This is a genomic window from Thalassospira lucentensis, from assembly GCF_011806425.1.
Classification (GTDB): Bacteria; Pseudomonadota; Alphaproteobacteria; order Rhodospirillales; family Thalassospiraceae; genus Thalassospira; species Thalassospira lucentensis_B.
Window position 1 is genome coordinate 226,382 of sequence record NZ_JAATOV010000001.1, and the last position, 21,680, is coordinate 248,061.

The following is a 21,680-nucleotide window of genomic DNA, read 5'->3' on the forward strand; positions in this document are numbered from 1 at the left end:
GCGCGCAAAGATCATAAAGCACAAAATAAAAAAGCCGATCTGCCCTTCGCTTTGTGCGCGGGCAAATCGGCTAAATGCCGTTTTGAGTGCTAAGAGCGATTACTCAAAAATACGGTCGATCGGGAACGAATAGGTCAGCGACAGAATTTCGGTACCCGGGTTTTCGTCGCCGATGCTCGCGTTAGAGATGTGCGAGATGCCAAGGCTCAGACGCTCGTGGCTGTCAAAGCGGTAACCAAGTTCAAGGCCCGAACGGAACTCGATCCAGTGACCCAGGTCTTCGCCGTTGCCCTGATGGTATGCGCCGACAGAGGTATAGACACTTGAAACGAAGCGTTCGCCCCAAAGCACATCAACAGCCAGACCACCATAACCGTGAACGGCACCTTCGGACGTTACCATCACGCCGCCAATCGGGCGGGCAACATCGAACATCGCGTGCTGTGCACGGTAGTTAACGCGAAACTCAGCTGCTTCTTCATCCTGAGTGATGTCGACCATACCGGTCGAAAACTCAAGAAGCCCCGAATCGTTATTGTTGCCCAAAATCTGCTGCGCGTGCGCAGTGCTAAACAGTCCAAAGAATACGCAAACTGCAAGCAGTTTCCCAAAGCCGAGCTTCATTAATCAAGTCCCCACTAGATCAATAGGTAATATATACTGCCCATTCATTTACCAGACACGATTGTATATTGGAACGAAAATCCTACCGTCCGGTAAACTGCGTTCCATCAAACATGTCAGTTGCGCGAACAAGCTCGCGCACAATTCCCGGTTCGCTTGCCGCATGACCGGCATCATCGACCACAACCATCTCGGCCCCCGGCCATGCCGCATGCAATGCAAATGCCGATTTTGGTGGACATACAACGTCATAGCGCCCCTGAACAATGCGTACAGGCAGATGTGCAATACGGTCGATATTACGCAGTAATTGATCGGGTTCAAAAAAGCCGCGATGAACAAAATAATGATGTTCAAGCTTTGCCAAGGCCAGTGCGATGTGATCGCTTTCGAAATCCTCAACCAACCCGTCATCGGGCAATAATGTGCAGCAGGTTGCCTCAAATGCCGACCAAACGCGCGCCGCCGAGACAGCGGCTTCTTCACCCTCTTTGCCAGCGAAAATATCGGCATAGCGATTAAGCATTTCTTGCCAGCCGGGATTTGTATCAAATCCGGCGGCTTGGATAAATTTGCGCTCGGCCTCGGGGAAGAAACGCCCCATGCCGTCCATGAACCAGGCAATTTCGCTGTCGCGGCACAAGAAGATCCCGCGCAGGACAAAGCCAAGAACCTGTTGCGGATGGGCCTGCCCATAGGCCAGCGCCAAGGTCGATCCCCACGATCCGCCAAACACCAGCCAACGGTCGATGCCACGGTCTTTGCGAAGGGCTTCGATATCGCCAATCAAATGATCGGTTGTGTTGTTTTCAAGACTGCCGAACGGCTTGGATTTTCCCGCACCACGCTGATCGTGCAAAATCACCCGATACTTTTGCGGATCAAAGAACCGGCGGCTGTTGGCCGAAATCCCACCCCCAGGTCCGCCATGAAGGAAGACCACCGGAATGCCGTCTGGATTGCCGACCTCTTCCCAGTAAATTTCATGGCCATCTTCACGGGTAAGCCAGCCAGTTTGGCTAGGCGTGACATTGGGATAAAGCACGTAGGAACCTCGTTTAAACATTTTTGCATATCTGTGCGATTAGCTGTCTCACAATTACAGCAACCAGAACAAGCGACTATTGTGTTTCAAGACAAAGCCAATCGATGTTTTGAAGCGCGATATACGGTCCGCCACGGTTTTCGACCACACCGCGTACACGCACTTTGCGGCCAATCCATGCATCAAAACCACCATCAGGGTTGGTCAGAACGTCGCGAAGCTCGGCACCAATGGCGATGGTAAAATCCCGACGCCACTCTTGCCCGAAATTCAGGTAACTCCGCCATTCCTGATTTTCGACACTGACCACAACGCCATCGACGACAACAAAGCGCCCAATCGCATTGGTAACGTCAGCATGGCCCGACTTTGCTACACCGGATGCATTGGAAGTAATTGCAACGGTATAAAAGGCCGTGTCGCTGCCATGATCTCCCCACATGCCTGCACCGCTGGAAATCGCATTATCCTCTGCCGTGATCAGCCGACTGAGATCACCAGGTGTTTCGGGCATCAGCAGCGCCAGCCCCTTTGACAAAAGCGCTTCTTGCCATGTTATCGGCGATGTCTTTGCTTGGTCGCGGATCAGGACGGGGATGCGGCCCAAGTAGTCTGGCTTGGGCCCGAGTGCGGTGATCTCAACGGGCGACTGACTGGCGCGTTTCATCCAGTCCAAAGCATCCGCTTCAACCTTTGGGACAAAGGCGATATCTGATAGTCGAAGGGGATGGTCGGCAAAATCAGGCGCAATCAGCCGGTCAACCGCATCGGGCGACTGCAATTGATGGCGCGCCCACGACAGGGGCGCATCATCGACCGGCGCCGCATCTTCAGAGCCGACATTAACACTTGCACCACATTGCCATTGCATGGCTTGGGCATCGCAAATGGACAAGGCAAAGAAGACCAAAGGCACGGCCAAAGTGAGCGGCCACACGCGCATGGCCGCAAAATTTCCCAATTTCGCAGTATATGATCTGAACAGCGAAGAGGTTGATCGGTTCTGCAACACGCGGTACCAATTCTTATAGAATTCTTTGTGGCATCTGTTTCAAACTTACGCGCCATCGCGACAAGAGGAAAGACATCAATGGGTTGGCTGCATTTCAAACACAAAAGACACATTGCGGCATTGATTGCAGCCGTCGGCTTAACGGCCGGACTGGCGGGGTGCTCGACCAATCGGGCAACCGGTGAAGATACATTCACAGCGTTCATGTCGCCCAGTGAAGAAAAGAAAATCGGGGCACAAGAGCACCCGAAGATGGTTGCAGAATTTGGCGGCAAATATGATGAAAAAGACCTGCCGTCCTATGTGAACAAAGTTGGTCAGAAACTAGTCGCGGTTTCAGAAACACCAAATGAAAAGTTCACCTTTACGGTTCTCGACTCACCCGTGATCAACGCCTTTGCCCTGCCGGGCGGGTATGTCTATATCACGCGCGGTTTGGCCGCCTTGGCATCCAACGAAGCCGAACTTGCCGGCGTTTTGGCCCATGAAATCGGCCATGTGGTCGCCCGCCATTCCGCGCAACGCTATAGCCGCGGCATGATCACACAGATTTTGGCCGGTGGTCTTTCCGCCGCGATTGGCAACGGTGCTGGCCAGATTATTGGAACGGGTGCGAACGCCTATCTTAAATCCTTCTCGCGTGAGCATGAGCTTGAAGCGGATATGCTTGGCATTCGCTATATCACGCGTGCCGGCTATGATCCCGATGCCATGGCGACCTTCCTTGAAAAACTGCGCGCGCATGCCCGCCTTCAGGCGATGCTGGCCGGACGCTCGCCCGATGATGTCGACAAGTTCGACTTCATGGCAACCCATCCACGTACCCTTGATCGTATTCAACAGGCCCACGCACGGGCCAATGTAACACCCGCTCCAAATCCTGAACTGGGAACGGTGCGCTATATGACCGCGATTGACGGGATTTTGTATGGCGACGGCCCAGACGAAGGATATGTGCGCGGCACCCAATTCTTCCATGTGCCACTTGATTTCACGTTTGAAGTGCCTGACGGCTTTTCGATGGTCAACCAACCAACAGCAGTCGTCGCGCGCGATCAAAATGGTGCGCAGATCGTGTTTGAAGGCGCACCGTCAGCCCGCAATACCCGGCTTGATACCTACCTTCGGAACGGTTTTTCTGACCGGATTAAGCTTCAAAACATCGAAATGATTGATATCAACGGCCAAGAAGCTGCGACGGGAAGTGCCGATGTTTCGCTCAGTTCCGGGTCGAGCCGTTTGCGTGTTGTTGTGATCCGTCACGGGGATGCAGCCTATCAGTTCCTGTTCGTTGTGCCATTGAATCAGGCCGATAAGTATAATGTTGCGCTGCGCCGCACCACATACAGCTTCCGTCCGTTGACCCGTCAGGAGCAAAAGGTTCATACACCGCTTCGGATTAAAGTCCGCGCGGCGAACCCGGAATACACCCTGCAAACATTCGTTGATGACATGCAGGTGGACCGCGAACCGGCTGCCACCTTTGCCACCCTGAACGGCCTGTCAGTCGGCCAAGCACCGGCCCCGAATGCGCTGGTGAAAGTTGTCCGGCACTAGGAACTGCACTCACACCCGAGAAGCACAAACAACAAAAGGCAGCATTTAAACATGCTGCCTTTTTCAGTTCTGCGATTTATGCCCGCTGCGATCCGGCTGGGTTCTTACGCGCCGTTGCTATCGATCCGCTCAATCACTTTGCCTTGACCATCAAGGGCCAGCGCCAAAAGCGATCCACCACGGCCTGCGCCATTATCAAGCGACAAGGTAAATTCGCGCTCGATCAATCCGGTTTGACTTCCTGCGGCACCGCGAACAATGCGCGCGCAATCGTAATACCGATCGGTGATACTTTCGAACATCGATCCGCCCCACCAAAACGTATCCGTTTGCCCAGTCAAGGGACGTGAACCATCAAGGCCCGCATGGACAAAGATCAACTGGCCATCAGTGGTATAGGCCGCGTGCTTTAGATCCGCCAACAGGGCACTGTGGCCGCTATGACGGCGCAGTGAATCGACAAATTGCGATGTCCATTGCGAAATGGCGTGCGCACCTTGGCGCATGATCGACTGTACATTTGCCGGATCAAACCCATAGGCCCGAATTGTTCCGGCGATTCCACGGGTCAACATCCAGTCAAATACATCGCCAGGATTTGGGGCAAACTGCAATTGCTGTAACTTGGTCAGCATTTCTTCGGATGCACCGCGCAGGAAGGCGATATCAGAAATATCAACACCATCAAGGGCAATGAAATACCGGCGGAACAGCAAAATCTCGTTAATGGTCGCCACCACGGACTCCGCCGTGCCATCGCCCCAATAATTACCCAAATACACCAGCCGTTCACCGGGGGCGACACGCTGGGCAAGCTTTTGATGAACGGCCTTTAGGGCGCCATGATCACCATTGATCGCACCAACAACCCAGATTCTCTCCGCCGGCTTGATCGGCGCCAGAACTGCACTCATCGTGATAACCTGCCTAAAACAAAAAACAAAACCGGCCCCGAGGATATCAATGATACCTTGTGGGCCGGTTTTTAGAAACAGTTGTATGAAGGAAAGACCTTCAATCAGGCAGCTTTATACAAAAGCTTTTCAAGTTTGCCCGAAGCCTTGTCTTTGTCGATCTTCTCGATCGCAGCCAATTCGTCAACAAGGCGCTCAAAGGCAGCTTCGTAAATCTGACGCTCAGAGAAAGATTGCTCCGGCTGGGTTGCGCTGCGATGCAGGTCACGAACCACTTCGGCAATGGAAACAGGATCGCCAGAATTGATCTTTGCTTCATATTCCTGTGCACGGCGCGACCACATGGTGCGTTTTACACGTGCACGGCCCTTAAGGGTAATGAGCGCAGAATCCATCTGCTTTTTCGAGGAAAGCTTGCGAAGACCCGAGTTACCCACCTTGTTAACCGGCACGCGCAAGGTCATGCGGCTCGATTCAAAGGTAATTACATAAAGGCGCAATTCCTGACCCGCGATTTCCTGGGTTTCCAGGCCGTCAACACAGCCAACACCGTGCGCGGGGTAAACAACGTAATCGCCAACAGTAAAGGGCAACTTATCCGACATCAAGCATCCTTCCGGCCAATTGAGGCCTGGTCATTCAACGGTAACACTATAGACCCAGTGACGCGAAGAGCTGCACACGACCAAGCTTTTGGCGAAGTCGCGGTTTCAGACAGGGGAATATTAACGGAGATCCGGTAACTTAGGAACGAAGCCTGTCGAGCCCTTAAACGCGAGTGACAGACAATAACACAAAGAGCCGGTGTTTCACAGAATTTTTCCGTGTCACCAGCTCAATGCAGCCATGCAACGGGCCAAACAGCACAGCTGGTCTGGCCCGGATGTGATTTAATTCTTACAAAAAATTCTAAGAAATCAGTCGCCCTTTCCGGGCGCTTCACTTAGCATTTCTGTCTTGCCAGACTTGCCATTCCACTCGTCAGCATCCGCTGGCGCATCGCCTTTGCGGGTGATGTTCGGCCAAATCTCGGCAAACTTGCGATTAAGTTCCAGCCAATTATCCAAATTCGGTTCCGTATCTGGAATAATTGCTTCGGCGGGGCATTCCGGTTCACAGACACCGCAATCGATGCATTCGTCCGGGTGGATAACCAAGAAGTTATCACCTTCATAGAAGCAATCGACGGGGCAAACCTCGACGCAGTCCTGATACTTACATTTGATGCAGTTTTCCGTCACCACATAGGTCATGGTGTAACTCCGTACAGGTTGCTGGGCCAGATTGCGGCTGCACCCGCGCTTGGCCTTGTTCTCTCTCGGGCATTGGGTTATCACGCAGAGCGCTTGTGTGCAACTCCATTAAAATCCCATTTTTTTGCGTAGTATTCACGATTTGGTGCAATGCAGAAACACCTGCCAGCCCAACGATAGGCTGGCCTTCGAAAATCTGCGCAGACCATACAGATTTCTTTGCTCTTTTCCAGTTCTTAGGGCCTTGCGACAATTGCTTTTGAGCACACAAAGCCATAGTCTGCTTTTAACTGGTGGGGAAAAGTAAATGTTTGGGGTTCGGGGTGTCTGAAGAAAGCCTTGATCAGCAACAGCTTAAGTGGCGAAATCGCCTGTCTGTTAAGCAGGCACGCATTGCGGTTGCGATCACCCTTTTCATTGGACTGTTGCTAAGCGCTGTTCAAATTACCCTTGATCTACGCGAAGAACGAAACCTGATTGACCGCACGGTCCGGCAGGTTCTTGCGACACTGCGCGAATCCGCGACACAGGCGGCATACGGCCTTGATGAAAATTTGGCATCGCGTGTGATTGCCGGGCTTTTTGAATATCAGCCGGTCTACGAAGCCGAATTGCGCGATAATTTCGACAATGTCCTTGCCCGTCAATCCGAACCACCAAGTAGCTCCAAGCGTTCCTTTTTGACCAGCCTGATGTTTGGCGAGAACAAGCAATATGATATCCGCCTTGAAACCGAGCCGGGAAACGAGCTTGTCGGGTATCTCAGCGTTCAAATCGATACCAACCTGATTGCGGACGGCTTTATCAACCGTGCGACGCGCATTCTGGCGTCGGGTATTTTACGCAACCTTCTTCTGGGCCTTGTGCTGGTCGCGTTTTTCTATGCGACGCTGACCAAGCCGCTTTTGCGTATTTCCAGCATGCTGCGCAGGATTAATCCAAACCACCCAGACCCCAGTGGCATTAAAGTCCCGCCTAAGCATGAACGCGACGAACTGGGCATGATTTTGCACACCACGCGAAATCTGATCGATAGCATCTCGGCAAACTTGGGCAAACTGCGTGCCACCGAGCAACAAGTCAGAGACCGGGAATCGCAGCTTAACGCAATTGTTCAAAATGTTGCTGACGGCATTCTAACGATCACACCGAATGGACGGATTGTTGAATATAACGCGGCGATACGGTCGTTATTTGGCTTGTTACGCGACGAAGTCCCCAAAGGGCGCGCCTTGCAGGAATTCATTGCCCCGGGTGCGGTGGTAACGCTTGAACATACACTCGGCGAACTTGCGACATATGACCCAACGGTCGAGATCACGGAAAAACGGATCACCTTGCCCGTGATTAGGGGCGATCAAAGCGAGATTGATGTTTCGTTTGCCCTTCGCCCGATCCCCGATGCCGATACGCCACTGATAACGGCGGTCTTAAACGACATCACCGTTCGCAAACGCTACGAAGAACAACTGGTCTATCTTGCCAATCACGACACGCTGACCAACCTGCCCAACCGCAGCATGCTTGAAGACAGCCTGTCCAATGCGCTTCAAACGCATAAAAACGACCAAGAACGCCGTCAGGGTGCGACGGCTGTGGTCTTTATCGATCTGGACCGCTTTAAGGTGATCAATGACAGTTTGGGCCATCATGTCGGTGACTTGTTGCTTAAGGCGGTCGGATCACGCTTGCAAAAAGTGATTGGCCGACAGGAAATTGTTGGTCGTCTTGGTGGCGACGAGTTCCTGATCATTATCCCGGATCTTAAAGAAACACAGGACGCCGCCAGCCTGTCGCAGGCCGTGCTTGAAGCCCTGACCCCCGCGTTCGACATTAAGGGGCGCATCCTTTTTGTAACCCCGTCCATTGGGATTGCGCTTTATCCATCGGATGGGGAAGACTTCCCGACCTTGATGCGCAATGCCGATACCGCGATGTATAGTGCGAAATCAAATGGTGGCGGGACCTATCACTTCTTTACCAAGACCATGAACGAAAGTGCGATGGCGCGCCTTGTGATCGAAAATGATCTGCGAGAAGCGCTTTCGAAAAATCAATTCGAACTGCATTACCAACCGAAAGTCGATCTGAAAACAGACCGCATCTGTGGCCTTGAGGCACTTATCCGCTGGAAGCATCCCAAACGCGGCTATATTTCGCCGATGCAGTTTATCCCGGTGGCCGAAGAAACCGGACTGATTGGCAAAATCGGTGAATGGGTATTTGAAGAAGCCTGTCGCCAGATCGGCGAATGGGATGCGCAGGATGTTCCCCCCGTTCCCATCGCCATCAATTTGTCGCCGCGCCAATTGATGGAAGGCCGGATCACACACACCATTTCGCGCATTCTCGAACAAACCCAAACGCCTGCTGCCCGGATTGTGCTTGAAGTGACGGAAACCGTCATGATGCAGGAAATCAATAAATCGGCTACAATTCTTCAAGAGCTGCGCCACCTTGGCCTTCAGATTGCGGTCGATGATTTTGGTACCGGGTATTCATCACTGGCGTATCTTAAACGCCTGCCGATCAATTCGATCAAGATCGACCGGTCCTTTGTCCGCGACGTGACGATTGATAGTGACGACGCCGCAATCACACGTGCGATCATTGTGATGGGCCACAATCTTGGTCTTTTGGTTGTTGCCGAGGGGGTTGAAACTGTTGAACAGATGGACTTCCTGCGCAAAAGCGGATGCGATGAAGTTCAAGGCTTCCTGATTGCCACACCATTGCCCGCACATGAGGCGGTCGAACATCTTAAACGCCTGCCGGCTAAGGCCGGAACGGAACTGTAAAGACTTCATGCGAGCGCACGTAGGAACAAATGCGCGCAACCGCACAACATTATCATTTTGGTGACCCGAGACATAACATGGCCGCACAAAAATCCGTCCTGCTTGTAGATGACAGCAAATTCGCCCGACTGTTGGTCAAGGCCTTCATTTCCAGCAATTTCGCCGATTGGGAAATTGACGAAGCCGAAGACGCAACCAACGCGCTGGCGATGGTTGAAGACAAAACCTATGACTATCTTCTGGTCGACTTCAACATGCCCGGCATGGATGGGCTTGAACTGGGCGAAAAACTGCGCGGGCTATTTCCTGATGCCGTGATTGCGCTTTTGACAGCCAATATTCAGCAAGAAATCCAACGCAAAGCTGAAAGCATCGGCATCGACTTTTTGGCAAAACCACCCACCGAAGAGAAAATCCGTGACTACATTGCTTCCAAGGAAGCCAGCAGATGATTGAACTGAGTGAACTTGAACATGATACCATCAGTGAACTGATCAATATCGGTGTCGGTCGGGCGGCATCATCCTTGTCAGAAATGGTTGATCAGCCCGTCGAATTAACCGTTCCACGTATCACATTTGTGGAACGATTTTCCGATACCGACCTTGCCAAAGCCCCAACCGAAATCGTTTCTGCCGTCAGTCAAACATTTGACGGTCCGTTCAAAGGCGAGGCCATGCTGGTCTTTCCCGAAGAACGTAGTCTGGAGCTGGTGCGCAGCCTTTTGAAAGTTGATGTCCCGCTTGAGGCATTAACCGATCTTGAGCAAGAGGCCCTGATGGAGGTCGGCAATATCATTTTGAATGCCTGCCTTGGCAGCATTTCAAATGTGCTTGGCGAGCCGATTAATTGCTCGATGCCGTCTTTTCGCAAACGTGAAAGCCGTTCCTTACTGGATCAAGATGGCGACGAACACGATGCAGGCAAAAAACCGGTTCTGATGATCCTGCATGTTCAATTCATGCTGCGTCAAAATGATATCGATGGATATGTCTTGTTTGTGATGGATATGAACTCCATCCAGATGCTTCGTGAACTTGTGCGTCGCTTCCTAGTAAAGTCATTTGGGTAACCAGGCCGAGGTGAATGAAAAAATCCACGCCAACATCGTCGGACCCGAAAGCAACGTCAGGTAATCCTGACGGCACTGACAATACGGCTGAGCTTTATGCCGCCCTGCTCGACACGGCAGATACCGGCTCCATCGCGATATCCCAAGACGGCACCATCTGCCACTGGAACAGATGGATGCAAACCCGTTCTGACTTAACCCCGCATCAGGTCCTTGGAAAACAGCTGGCGGAGGTATTTCCCGAAACCCGTTTGGGGCGGGTCAGTCAAGCCATTGAAGACTGCCTTAAATTTGGCATGCCTGCGGTTATTTCCCCATCGCTTAATCAAGGTGCGTTACCGTTAAAGCCATTGCCGCAATTTGCGGCCAGCTTTGATCGTATGGAACAATCCATCCGTATCCACCCCATCAAAACCAGCAACGATGGGACGTTATGTTCACTGACCATTCGCGACGTCACACTTGCGGTACAACGCGATAGATTGCTGCGCCAACAGGCAACCGAACTTGCCGATCTTGTGACGCAAACCCGACGCAGCGAAGGCCGCACCCGGGCCATTTTGCAAAATACGGTTGATGCCATTTTGGTCGCATCCGATGACGGCAATATTGAACCGCTAAACGCGCGTGCGCAGGAACTTTGTGGCCCAGAAGGCGACCCGGAACTTCGTAATATCATTCGGTTCTTGTTGCCAGACAGCGGAAACACGCCCCCACCCCGGCCACCGCAGGACCGAATTTTAACCGACCTGGGAACCGGTGTGATCGAAGTTCTGGCCTGCTCGCCGGGGAAACGCGACGTTCCGCTAGAAGTTGCCATCAGCCACTTTTCCACCGATGGCCGGTATCATTACATCATTACCCTGCGCGATATTTCCCAACGTAAACGGCACGAAATGGAAATTCAGCGCACCATGACCGAACTTGAACGGTCCAACAGCGAACTTGAACAGTTTGCCTATGCGGCGTCCCACGATTTGCAAGAACCGCTTAGGATGGTTTCAAGCTATACCCAGTTGCTTGCGCGACGTTACGAAGGGCAGCTTGACGACACGGCTGATGAATTCATTCATTACGCCGTGGATGGCACCCAGCGCATGCAGCGGATGATTGATGACCTTCTGACCCTGTCGCGGGTCGGTCGCCACGGGAAGCCATTCCATGCCGTCGCGCTTAGCGCCCTGTTTGATGCATTGGTGACAAACTTCCGACGCGCCGGGCCCACGCCCGAAGGCAACATCATCCGTGAAGGCACCCTGCCAACCGTCACGGGCGATGCCAGTCAGTTGCTGCTGTTGTTCCAGAACTTGGTATCGAACGGGCTTAAATACAGCGATCCGGAAAACGGACAGGTTCGGATATATTCGGAAGAAACCCCAAACAGTTACCGCGTTTTTGTCGCCGATAACGGGATTGGGATCGAAGAGCAATATCACGAAACCATTTTCGAAGTTTTCAAACGTCTGCATGGCTATGGTGATTATGCCGGGACAGGTATTGGATTGGCGATTTGCAAAAAGATCGTCGAGCGCCACGGCGGCAGCCTTAGTGTCACCAGCACACCCGGCGAAGGCAGCATATTCTGCGTTGAATTTCCTAAAGAATTGGCGATTGTCGTCACGCCGGAAAGCATGTAGCCTTCAGTTTACGTCAACGTAAACCTTAGCAACATGAGCCCCCATGAGCGACAGCTACTCCATCACTGATCTTGCCCGCGAATTCGACGTTACCACACGGACCATCCGGTTTTACGAAGACCAGGAATTGATCGAACCTGAACGTCAGGGACAAACCCGCATTTACAGCCAACGTGACCGGGTGCGGTTACGGCTGATTATGCGCGGCAAGCGGCTTGGCTTTTCGCTCAAAGAAATACGTGACTTGCTTGACCTGTATGACGGGGATCGCAGCGAAATTACGCAGTTGACCACCCTTGTCACCAAAATCAACGAACGCCGCGATGCCCTGCGCACCCAGCGCGAAGACATTGATGCAACGCTTGAGGAACTCGATAAACTCGAAGAAACCTGCCAAGCAGAACTTACCCGCAAGAAAACCGGATAACCCATATCAAAATCCGCAGTTTGTAGACCTTTATGGATTACCGGCGGTCGAGCTGACTTTGATCATGCGTGGCTGTGATGGGCGCGACAGGATAAAGAAACTGACCGGGATCGCGACCAGGACTTGGATGGTCACAACCCAGCGGTTGTCGATAAAGATCAGGGACGCGGCAATCACGACAACAAATGCCAAGATCGCAAGACATTTGGCCCGACGATTGATCACACCATGGTCATTCCATTGGCGGATCGACGTCCCAAAGCGCGGATGATTACAAAGCCAGTCATGGAGTTTCGGCGATCCTTTGGCAAACAGCCAAGCGGCCAGCAACATAAACGGCGTTGTTGGCAAGAGGGGCAAAAAAATCCCTACAACGCCCAAGCCAATCGCAAGCCAACCAAGCCCAATATAGATATGCGAAATGCCCAACATCGATTTCCTGTTTACAGTCTGTCCGCCCCCTGACAGGCTAGACACAGCTTAATTTACGTATAGTATTTGCCAAATTCAACCAATAACCAACCATTATACTCAGTTATTTTCACATCCGTTTATGTCTTAAAAATCGTCACGGTTTCCCATGATTGAAATCCAAAATGGCCTTTATCTGGATGAACGCCATCTGAACTTTCAGTTTGTCCGTGCATCCGGCCCCGGTGGACAGAATGTCAACAAGGTGTCGAGTGCCGTTCAGATGCGCGTGCGCATTGATGACCTGACCGAGCTTCCGATACGGGTGCGCAACCGCCTGCGTGAACTGGCCGGCAGCAAACTGACCAATGACGGCGAAATCATCTTTGATGCGCAGCGCCACCGTACACAAGAACGCAACAAACAAGACGCAATTGAACGGTTGCTTGCCCTGCTGCGCAAGGCCGCCGAACGTCCGAAATACCGCGTTAAAACGCGCCCCAGCCTATCAGCCAAGCGCAAACGCACCGATAACAAGAAAAAGCGCGGCGACACCAAAAAGATGCGCCAAAAGCCCACCTACTGATCAAGCCACCTACGCAACCAGATTTGCCGGATCGTCGTTTTCCAACCCAACCATCCCATTCAATTGCCAACGGTGCGCCATCGTCCATATAAAGGCATATGAACACAAAGGATCGCGTGATGACGCTGGACTGGAACCATATTGCCAACGCCACCCTGCCCGCCAATTGTGGATGGAAGGGCACATACCGGGTTCGGTATTCTGAAATTGGCGAGAATGGCAAAGCCACGTTACCCGCCCTTGCCGACTATTTGCAGGATGCTGCGGGTTGGGGCGCACGGATTTTAAAACTTGCCTATGACGATACGGTCGATCAGGGCATTGCCTGGGTCTTGGCGCGCTGGGTCATCCATATCCGCGACTATCCCGGCAATGGCGACGACATCACCGTTGAAACATGGCCATCGGGGGTATCGCGCCGGGTTGTCACCCGTGATTTTCGCCTGACAAATGCCAAGGGCGACGTCATCGGCGTGGCCCAAAGTTTCTGGGTGATGTTTGATTTAAAGAAACGCCGCGCCGCGCAATGGCCTGACTGGATTTATGATCGCCTGCCAGATCCGCCTGGGCCTAAACTGATCGAGCCATCGTTGGGCACACCATCAACCAGCACGCCACTTGTGCCATGCGACATCGTCAAGGCCCGCCCATCCGATCTTGACCTGTATGGCCATGTCAACAATGTGCGGTTGATGCAGTGGGTTCTGGGTGTTGCGGGCCCAAACAGCCACCCGGACTTTCACCCCGAAAGCATCGACATTCAATATCGATCCGAATGTCGCGTCCATCAGCGCGTAAAAATCCGCAACTATGACGGCTTTGCCGCCGTAACCCTCGAAGACGATGACACCGATTTGGTGCGCGCATATGTCACGCCGCATCACCGCACAGCATTGGCGTAACGCTGCCATTGTGCCACGTTTTAACCCGGCTTAATTGCCGTCCAGAATGGCATCAAACAAATTGGCAATCGGCTTGAAACTGCGTCGATGATGTACGGTGGGCCCGACATCGACAAGCCCCGCCATATGCTTTTTAACGCCGTAGCCCGCATTGCCTTCCCAGCCAAAAAACGGATAGCGCACGGCAAGGCGTGCCATCGCCCGATCACGCACCACCTTGGCGACGATTGACGCCGCCGCAATCGACAGCGACTTGCTATCCCCTTTCACCACGGTTTCAACCGCGCAGGGCAATCCGGGATCACGATTGCCATCCACCAAGGCCTGATCCGGCACTGTGTGTAACCGAGTTACGGCACGGCGCATGGCAATATAGGTTGCCTGCAAGATATTGACCTGATCAATCTCGCGAACAGATGCGGCCCCAATCCCGACCTCTGCACAGTCCATAATGATGGCATGCAGGTGTTCGCGTTTTCTAATCGATAGCTTTTTTGAATCATTAAGCTCATTCAACAGAGCAACGGGCAAACGATCATCACGCGGCAGAATGACGGCGGCGGCCACCACCGGCCCTGCCAATGGTCCACGACCCACTTCGTCAATCCCGGCAATGCGCCCCTGATACTGATCTTCGATGGAAAAATCAGGCATGGTGTTTAAGGCTCCCTCTTGCCTGTTTTCTTATCAGTCGCAGGCCAGAGAGACAACTCGATCAGACCATCTCGACATTTGGGTTTTCCAGCACAAACATATCATAACCGTCCTGATGTGACTGAAACGTCATTCCGATTTTACGCGCGACACCGATTGATCCCATGTTGCGAGCATCAATCCCGGCGACAATACGCGGCAGGTTAAGCGTTTCAAAGGCATGTGGCACCAGTGCAAGCGCCGCCTCCGTTGCGAAGCCCTTTGCCCAATAATCAGGATGCAACCGCCACCCGATTTCAATATCGGGGCCTTTTGCGTCTTCGGGGATCAAAAGCACCCAGCCTATAAAAATGTCTGGCGCAGATTTGGCAAAGATCGACCAATATCCCAATCCATCACCGTATTGGGTGTTGATCCGGGTTCGGACAAACGCCCTGTGATCTGCGTCATTTTCCCACGGGCCGGGAATGTAATCGATAACGCCGGGCGCCTTGTCCATGGCGATACAGGCGTCAAAATCGCGCATTGTCCGGGGGCGCAAAATCAGACGATCCGTTTCAAAAATCATGGCTGATGTCCCATATGACGCGGTGATAACGTGATCCAAACAAAGAACGGCACCGAAAACCGGTGCCGTCTTTAAGATATTTCAGAAACTCAAAAGCCGAAATCAGCTTTCTTTTTCCTCATATTCTTCGCTGGGGTCATAGCCTTCTGGCCCGACCGGATCAAAGGTTGCCCAGCCTTCATTTTGCTCACTTGGTGGCAAATCCGTATGCGGATCGACATTCAGCAGCATATAGGCCTTGGCAATCAGGTTGGCCGTGATCGGTGCCGTTAAGAACAGAAACAGCGTAATCAGCAATTCATGAATGGTGAAATGCCCGCGCTCCACCCAGAAAAACAGCATGGACGCGATCAACACGCCACCAACACCCACGGTTGTCGCCTTGGTCGGCGCATGCAGACGCGGCAGCAATTCGCGCAGTTTAAGCATCCCGAACGATCCGATCAGCAAGAACAGTCCGCCAATCACGATCAGAAGCGAGATAATGAGTTCGACAATAAACGGCATCATAACGCTCCCTTATTCGATGATGTCGCCACGCAAGATGAACTTGCAGTAGGCAACCGTTGAAACAAACCCAAACATCGCCAGCAAAAGCGCACCTTCGAAATACATCGATGTGCCTTTGGCAATGCCATACATGACCAATAGGGCAATTGCATTAATCGTCATGGTATCGACCGCCAGAATGCGGTCTGCCGTTGTCGGGCCTATGGTCAAACGCCACAAATTCATCAGCAATGCCAGCGACACGCATATGAAGCCGAAATTCAGCGCATAATCGATCATTCGAAAATCTCCTTCAGGCGGCGTTCGTAGCGGTCCTTGATATCGTCTATAACACCTTGGGCATCCGGCGCATGCAGGCAATGAACCAGAAGGCTCTTGGCGTCTGCACTGAGGTCAATCGTAACCGTACCCGGCGTCATGGTGATGGTGCCCGCAAGGGTGGTTATCGCCTCTGGCGAGGTCAGATCAAGCGGCACGACAACGCACTTTGTTTCAAGGCTTTCGGCTTTGCGAAACAAAATCAGTCCGGCAACAATCACGTTGGCAACCAGAATGTCCCACAAGACCACCAAGCCGTATTCACAAATCGCAATGACATTGCCGACCTTGGGCCGATCTTGCCAGAAGCTTGCGGTGATTAACGGAATGATCACCGCAAGAATGGCCCCAAAAACAATGGCCCCAGCCGAGACTTCATTAACGAGGAACACCCAAACAATCAGCAAAGCCAGCGACAGCAGCGGGTGGGGAAGATAACGTTTCATCATCATCATGATCCTTTCAACACCACTTACTGGCCAAACTGTGCAAGGGCGCCATCACCCAGCACGGCACGAATATATTGCGACGTATCGAACAACTGATCTGCCACCCCGTTAAGATAGGCACTGATCGGACCGGCAAAGACCGTAAGTGCGATCATACAGCCAAGCATGCCGCATGCGGCAACAATCGGCAGAACCGGCCAGTTGGCATCTTCGACAACGATCTCGCCCTGCACGGATGCGCTTTTCCAAAACAGCACACTGCCCGCCCGGCCAAAACCGATAATGCAGATCAAGGACGTCACCAGAATAACCGACCAGACCCAAATCATCGTATCGCCATCACGCGCCGCATTAAGGATCTGGAGCTTACCGATAAATCCGCTTATCGGCGGCATACCGGCCATGCCAATCGCCCCAATAAAGAACAGAACGGCAAGGAAACCAGATTGATGGAAGACCGGCGCGGTGTGCAGGCTATCGCCATACTGGCCCCGGCGTGACACCACAAGATCCGCAATCAGGAACAATGCCGCAGCCGAGAAGGTCGAATGCAGCAGATAGTAAAGACCAGCCGAAATGCCTTCGGGGGTAAACAGACCAATCGCGGTCAACAAGGTCCCCATCGACCCGATCACCGAAAAGGCCACCAAGCTGTTAAGGCGCTTTGCCGCCACAACACCGACCATCCCAACCGTAACCGTGATCAAGGCCGCAGGCAGAATAAATGGTTCCGCCAGCCACGCCATATCCCCGGCAGTACCGCCAAAGACCAGCGTGTAAACACGCAGCACGGAATAGGCGCCAACTTTGGTCATGATCGCAAACAGGGCCGCAACCGGTGCGGGGGCGTTGGCATAAGTACCCGGTAACCAGAAATGGATCGGAACCAGAGCCGCCTTGACACAGAACACCAGCAGCAAAATCAAACCACCAGCACGCAGGATCGCGGCATCACCCGGGGCAATATTGGCAACCTGAATGGCAAGATCGGCCATATTCAGCGTGCCGGTCACCGAATAGATCATCCCAACCCCAACCAGGAACAGGGACGAACCGGTCAGATTGACAACAACATATTGCATGCCCGCTTTAAGGCGTTCAGCCCCCGCACCATGAAGCATCAGCCCATAAGATGCGATCAGCAGCACCTCAAAGAACACAAACAAGTTAAAGACGTCACCGGTCAGGAACGCACCATTAACCCCCATCAGCTGGAACTGGAAAAGGGCATGGAAATGCTTGCCGCGTTTGTCCCATTCACTGGAAGAATACAGAACAACGCCAAGGCCAAGAACCGACGTCAAAAAGACCATCATCGCCGAAAGCCGGTCAAGGACCAGAACGATCCCGAACGGTGCAGGCCAATCAGACAGCGCATACATTTCCGGCGCATTGGTGCTAGCGAAAATCATCAGAACCAAGCTTATCGCGACAAGTGCGAGCGTCGATGTAATCGAAAAGATGCGCTGTAGAACGATATCGTGACGAACCGCCAAAACGATCAGCGCGGCCACCACAGCGGGCAGCACTATGGGAACAACAATCCAGTCACCCATCAGTTTTTATCTCCTGCTTCGGATGGCTCGCCAACCGGGCGACCGTCAACATGGTCATTCCCGATTTCAAGAAACGCCCGGATCGACAGCACAACAATCAGTGCAGTCATCCCAAACGAAATCACAATCGCCGTCAGGACAAGTGCCTGGGGCAATGGATCGGTGTATTCGGTTACACCCTCTCGCAGGATCGGCGGCATATTGATGGTCAACCGGCCCATGGCAAACAGGAACACGTTCACCGCATAGGATAAAAGGGCCAACCCAACCACGACCGGGAACGTCCGCCCACGCAACAAAAGATACGTGCCGCACGTCGTCAGAAGCCCAATACTGCTTGCTACTAGAAATTCCATATCAGGCCTCCTTCTCTGGCGTTGTGGTTTGAACAGACGGATCGTAATCCATCGGATGACGGTTGATATCGGCATGTTCTGCCATGCGTTCGACCTGCGACAGTTTGGCAAGGGCCAGCATCACCGCCCCGACCACGGTCAGGAATACGCCAAGGTCAAAGCCCATGGCCGATGCCAGTTCAAACTCGCCAACAATCGGCAGGTGCACATGGACAAAGCCACTGGTCAGGAACGGCAAGCCAGCCACCCAGGCCGACGCACCGGTAATGGCCGCAGCAATCACACCCAAACCAATCATGCCGTGATAGCGAACCTTCATGCGGTTCTGGGTCCAGCCAAAGCCTGACGCCATATACTGCATGACCAAAGCGACCGAAACGACCAGACCGGCGATAAACCCACCGCCCGGTTCGTTATGACCGCGCAGGAAGATGTAAACACCCACCATCAGCGACAAGGGCAGCATCACACGAGTTGCAATCACCATCATCATCGGATGGCGATCCGCCGAACGACGGTTTTTGACCACCCAACTTGCCAGACGTTTGGCCGCTTCGCTTCCTGACACTGTTTCGATCAGTGCAAAGATCGAAAGCGCCGCAATCCCAAGAACAATGATTTCGCCAAAGGTATCAAACCCACGGAAATCAACGAGGATGACGTTCACAACGTTCGTGCCACCGCCCTCGGTTTTTGAGTTCGCCAAATGGAAGGCCGAAATCGAGTTTGGCAGTTCACGCGTCATGATCGCCCAGATCGCCGAACCAATACCAAGACCCGCCGCAATGGAAATCACCCCGTCGCGCATCTTACGTCCGGCAAGGCTTTCCTTTGGCGTTTCCTTTGGCAGGATATTAAGCGCCAGCAACATCAAAATAACGGTCACAACTTCGACCGAGATTTGCGTCAGCGCCAGATCCGGTGCCGACAGATAGATAAAGCCAAGCGACACAATCAGACCAATCACCCCAACAAGGAGCAACGACAACAGTCGATTGTGATGCATGACAACCGCCGCAAGGCAGGTCACAACCAGCAAGACCCAGCCAATCGCCGCCGCCGGTGAAACAGCAAGCAATTCACGCGTGCCTGCCGTATGATCTGGTTCGGCATAGAAGCCGGTAAGACCAATTGCAATCGCTGCGAAAATCGTAATCGCCAAGTAACGCTGCAAAGAACCGTTATGCAGCTTTTCCGTTGCAAACCGGGTCACTGTGACCAGCTTGGCCATGCCGCAATCAAACATTGCCTTTGCATCAGGACGCGACAAGTTCGCGGTTGCCGACAAAAGGCTGCCGTGGCGCATCAGCAAAACAGCACCGACGACGATTGCAATGATGCTCATGCCTAGTGCGGGGGTCAGACCATGCCACAAAGCCAAATGGTATTCCGGCAACGCCCCACCAATAACCGCCGCAGATGTGGCCGCAACGATGGGCCCGGCAATGGCGGCCGGGAACAAGCCGATCAGAATAACCAGAATGGTCAAGAATGCGGGCGGTGCCCACATGCCAAAGGGCGGGTCGTGCGGATGGTGCGGCAGATTTTCATCGCGCGGTTTACCCAGCCAAACATGGAAGATAAAGCGGAACGAATACGCAACCGAGAAGATCGCACCGATCGTCGCCAAAACCGGCATGAACCAGCTTTGATCCATCCATACCGTGTGCCATGCTTCTTCAAGCATCATTTCCTTGGACAGGAAGCCGTTGAACGGAATGATCCCGGCCATGGATGCCGCGGAAATAATCCCGATGGTCCCGGCAATCGGCATCAGGTTGATCAACCCACCAAACCGGCGAATATCACGGGTCCCGGTTTCATGATCGACGATACCTGCCGTCATAAACAGCGCCGCCTTAAAGGTCGCATGGTTGATGATGTGAAACACACCAGCCACAGCCGCAATCGGCGTTCCAAAACCAAGCAACATGGTCACAAGACCAAGGTGACTAACCGTGGAATAGGCCAAAAGCCCCTTAAGATCATGTTTGAAGATCGCAATCCATGCGCCCAGAACCATGGTCACAAGACCGGTGGTCGCAACGATATAGAACCATTCTGGCGTGCCCGACAAAACCGGCCACATACGCGCCATCAGGAAGATGCCCGCCTTAACCATGGTGGCCGAGTGCAAATAAGCCGAAACCGGGGTCGGTGCGGCCATGGCATGCGGCAGCCAGAAATGGAACGGGAATTGCGCCGATTTGGTAAAGCAACCCAGCAAGATCAACACAAGGGCCGGGACATACATCGGGGATGCCTGGATCATGTCGGCGTTCTGCAAGATGACGCTTAAATCATAAGATCCGACAATGTTGCCCAGGATCAACATCCCGGCAATCATCGCAAGTCCACCACCACCCGTCACGGCAAGCGCCATTCGCGCGCCCTGACGACCTTCTGGCAGATGCTTCCAATACCCGATCAACAAGAACGATGACAGCGACGTCAGTTCCCAGAACACCAGCAACAGCAGGATGTTGTCTGACAAGACGATGCCAACCATCGCCCCTTGGAACAGCAACAGGAACACATAAAAGCGCCCCATGGGATCGTCTTTGGAAAGGTAGAAACGGGCGTAAATAATGATCAACAACCCGATCCCAAGGATCAGCGTTGCAAACAGCAAGCCCAATCCATCAAGGAAGAAGGTGACATTAAGTCCCAGTTCGGGAAGCCAGTCATAGCTGACCTGAAACACCTCGCCACCAATTACGGCGGGTGCCTTTGCCATCAGCAAAATCAGGGCAAGCAATGTGACAGAACCAGTCGCAATCGCGCATGCGTTGCGCCCAGCCCTGATCATTATGGCGGGTAGTACCGCCCCAATGAAGGGAAGCAAAACAATGAGGGTGAGACTCATGAAAGACCCTTATTTTTGGAAGTCGCCGCATCGCCCCCAGCGCGATACAGCAAGAAAATTCCGGCAGAAGGTAATATTTGTACAGAAAATGGTCAAGAAAACCCAAACGTTGCTAGTTTTTGCTTTGGACCTGTCAAGTGATGCCGATCACCAATAATTACAACC

The 21,680-nt window shown here is 53.0% G+C and carries 23 protein-coding genes; 8 read left to right on the top strand and 15 right to left on the bottom strand.

Going from position 1 to position 21,680, the window contains the following annotated elements:
- Positions 1-99: 99 nt before the first annotated feature.
- The 3 genes from HCZ99_RS01050 to HCZ99_RS01060 all read right to left on the bottom strand — a co-directional run bounded on the left by HCZ99_RS01050 (position 100) and on the right by HCZ99_RS01060 (position 2,612).
- Positions 100-624, bottom strand: a complete 525-nt coding sequence (locus tag HCZ99_RS01050; protein WP_167445056.1) for an acyloxyacyl hydrolase — start codon at positions 622-624, stop codon at positions 100-102.
- An 82-nt stretch (positions 625-706) separates the two neighbouring features.
- Complete coding sequence (pip, locus tag HCZ99_RS01055; protein ID WP_167445057.1) at positions 707-1,690, bottom strand: prolyl aminopeptidase; 984 nt, start codon at positions 1,688-1,690, stop codon at positions 707-709.
- Between the two features lie 55 nt (positions 1,691-1,745).
- Positions 1,746-2,612 carry a hypothetical protein gene (locus HCZ99_RS01060; RefSeq protein ID WP_167445058.1) on the bottom strand — a complete coding sequence of 289 codons (867 nt, stop codon included), beginning with the start codon at positions 2,610-2,612 and terminating at the stop codon, positions 1,746-1,748.
- Positions 2,613-2,759: 147 nt separating this feature from the next.
- Here HCZ99_RS01060 and HCZ99_RS01065 point away from each other — a divergent pair, with 147 nt between their 5' ends.
- Positions 2,760-4,238, top strand: coding sequence for a M48 family metalloprotease (locus tag HCZ99_RS01065; protein ID WP_167445059.1), 1,479 nt, complete (start codon positions 2,760-2,762; stop codon positions 4,236-4,238).
- A gap of 104 nt (positions 4,239-4,342) precedes the next feature.
- On the opposite strand, the gene HCZ99_RS01070 is transcribed toward HCZ99_RS01065, so the two are convergent.
- From HCZ99_RS01070 to fdxA, 3 genes are all read right to left on the bottom strand, one after another.
- Entirely contained in the window at positions 4,343-5,152 is an 810-nt protein-coding gene (locus HCZ99_RS01070; protein ID WP_167445060.1) for a hypothetical protein, read from the bottom strand.
- 104 nt (positions 5,153-5,256) lie between these two features.
- A complete protein-coding gene (locus tag HCZ99_RS01075; protein WP_022731066.1) occupies positions 5,257-5,757 on the bottom strand; it encodes a CarD family transcriptional regulator in 501 nt (166 codons plus the stop codon).
- A 312-nt stretch (positions 5,758-6,069) separates the two neighbouring features.
- On the bottom strand, positions 6,070-6,405 hold the full coding sequence (gene fdxA / locus HCZ99_RS01080) for a ferredoxin FdxA (RefSeq protein ID WP_167445061.1): 336 nt from the start codon (positions 6,403-6,405) through the stop codon (positions 6,070-6,072).
- Between the two features lie 323 nt (positions 6,406-6,728).
- Between fdxA and HCZ99_RS01085 the strand changes: the two genes are divergently transcribed.
- The 5 genes from HCZ99_RS01085 to HCZ99_RS01105 all read left to right on the top strand — a co-directional run bounded on the left by HCZ99_RS01085 (position 6,729) and on the right by HCZ99_RS01105 (position 12,339).
- Positions 6,729-9,203: an EAL domain-containing protein gene (locus HCZ99_RS01085; RefSeq protein ID WP_368484209.1), complete on the top strand. Its 2,475-nt coding sequence runs from the start codon at positions 6,729-6,731 to the stop codon at positions 9,201-9,203.
- A gap of 77 nt (positions 9,204-9,280) precedes the next feature.
- Positions 9,281-9,655, top strand: coding sequence for a response regulator transcription factor (locus HCZ99_RS01090; RefSeq protein ID WP_167445063.1), 375 nt, complete (start codon positions 9,281-9,283; stop codon positions 9,653-9,655).
- Positions 9,652-10,275 (top strand): chemotaxis protein CheC, encoded by a 624-nt coding sequence (locus HCZ99_RS01095; protein ID WP_167445064.1) that lies wholly within the window; start codon positions 9,652-9,654, stop codon positions 10,273-10,275. The genes HCZ99_RS01090 and HCZ99_RS01095 overlap by 4 nt, the downstream gene beginning before the upstream one ends.
- Positions 10,276-10,289: 14 nt before the next feature.
- Positions 10,290-11,912 carry an ATP-binding protein gene (locus HCZ99_RS01100; RefSeq protein ID WP_167445065.1) on the top strand — a complete coding sequence of 541 codons (1,623 nt, stop codon included), beginning with the start codon at positions 10,290-10,292 and terminating at the stop codon, positions 11,910-11,912.
- A 43-nt stretch (positions 11,913-11,955) separates the two neighbouring features.
- Positions 11,956-12,339 carry a MerR family transcriptional regulator gene (locus HCZ99_RS01105; RefSeq protein ID WP_167445066.1) on the top strand — a complete coding sequence of 128 codons (384 nt, stop codon included), beginning with the start codon at positions 11,956-11,958 and terminating at the stop codon, positions 12,337-12,339.
- 30 nt (positions 12,340-12,369) lie between these two features.
- Here HCZ99_RS01105 and HCZ99_RS01110 read toward each other — a convergent pair whose 3' ends face one another.
- The gene (locus HCZ99_RS01110; protein ID WP_167445067.1) at positions 12,370-12,771 is read right to left on the bottom strand and encodes a YbaN family protein; all 402 of its coding nucleotides are present in this window, start codon (positions 12,769-12,771) and stop codon (positions 12,370-12,372) included.
- 148 nt (positions 12,772-12,919) lie between these two features.
- Between HCZ99_RS01110 and arfB the strand changes: the two genes are divergently transcribed.
- Positions 12,920-13,336 (top strand): alternative ribosome rescue aminoacyl-tRNA hydrolase ArfB, encoded by a 417-nt coding sequence (gene arfB, locus HCZ99_RS01115; RefSeq protein ID WP_167445068.1) that lies wholly within the window; start codon positions 12,920-12,922, stop codon positions 13,334-13,336.
- A gap of 119 nt (positions 13,337-13,455) precedes the next feature.
- Complete coding sequence (locus HCZ99_RS01120) at positions 13,456-14,238, top strand: acyl-[acyl-carrier-protein] thioesterase (protein ID WP_167445069.1); 783 nt, start codon at positions 13,456-13,458, stop codon at positions 14,236-14,238.
- 30 nt (positions 14,239-14,268) lie between these two features.
- Here the strand turns inward: HCZ99_RS01120 and HCZ99_RS01125 are convergent, their stop codons facing one another.
- From HCZ99_RS01125 to HCZ99_RS01160, 8 genes are all read right to left on the bottom strand, one after another.
- On the bottom strand, positions 14,269-14,892 hold the full coding sequence (locus HCZ99_RS01125) for a ribonuclease HII (RefSeq protein WP_167445070.1): 624 nt from the start codon (positions 14,890-14,892) through the stop codon (positions 14,269-14,271).
- A gap of 61 nt (positions 14,893-14,953) precedes the next feature.
- On the bottom strand, positions 14,954-15,460 hold the full coding sequence (locus HCZ99_RS01130) for a GNAT family N-acetyltransferase (RefSeq protein WP_167445071.1): 507 nt from the start codon (positions 15,458-15,460) through the stop codon (positions 14,954-14,956).
- Positions 15,461-15,562: 102 nt separating this feature from the next.
- The gene (locus HCZ99_RS01135) at positions 15,563-15,970 is read right to left on the bottom strand and encodes a Na+/H+ antiporter subunit G (protein ID WP_254869381.1); all 408 of its coding nucleotides are present in this window, start codon (positions 15,968-15,970) and stop codon (positions 15,563-15,565) included.
- A 9-nt stretch (positions 15,971-15,979) separates the two neighbouring features.
- A complete protein-coding gene (locus tag HCZ99_RS01140) occupies positions 15,980-16,249 on the bottom strand; it encodes a K+/H+ antiporter subunit F (protein ID WP_167445072.1) in 270 nt (89 codons plus the stop codon).
- On the bottom strand, positions 16,246-16,734 hold the full coding sequence (locus HCZ99_RS01145) for a Na+/H+ antiporter subunit E (RefSeq protein ID WP_254869382.1): 489 nt from the start codon (positions 16,732-16,734) through the stop codon (positions 16,246-16,248). The genes HCZ99_RS01140 and HCZ99_RS01145 overlap by 4 nt, the downstream gene beginning before the upstream one ends.
- 26 nt (positions 16,735-16,760) lie before the next feature.
- Entirely contained in the window at positions 16,761-18,293 is a 1,533-nt protein-coding gene (locus HCZ99_RS01150; RefSeq protein ID WP_167445074.1) for a monovalent cation/H+ antiporter subunit D, read from the bottom strand.
- Positions 18,293-18,649 (bottom strand): Na+/H+ antiporter subunit C, encoded by a 357-nt coding sequence (locus tag HCZ99_RS01155; RefSeq protein WP_167445075.1) that lies wholly within the window; start codon positions 18,647-18,649, stop codon positions 18,293-18,295. The genes HCZ99_RS01150 and HCZ99_RS01155 overlap by 1 nt, the downstream gene beginning before the upstream one ends.
- Position 18,650: 1 nt before the next feature.
- Positions 18,651-21,515 (bottom strand): monovalent cation/H+ antiporter subunit A, encoded by a 2,865-nt coding sequence (locus HCZ99_RS01160; RefSeq protein WP_167445076.1) that lies wholly within the window; start codon positions 21,513-21,515, stop codon positions 18,651-18,653.
- Positions 21,516-21,680 lie beyond the last annotated feature (165 nt).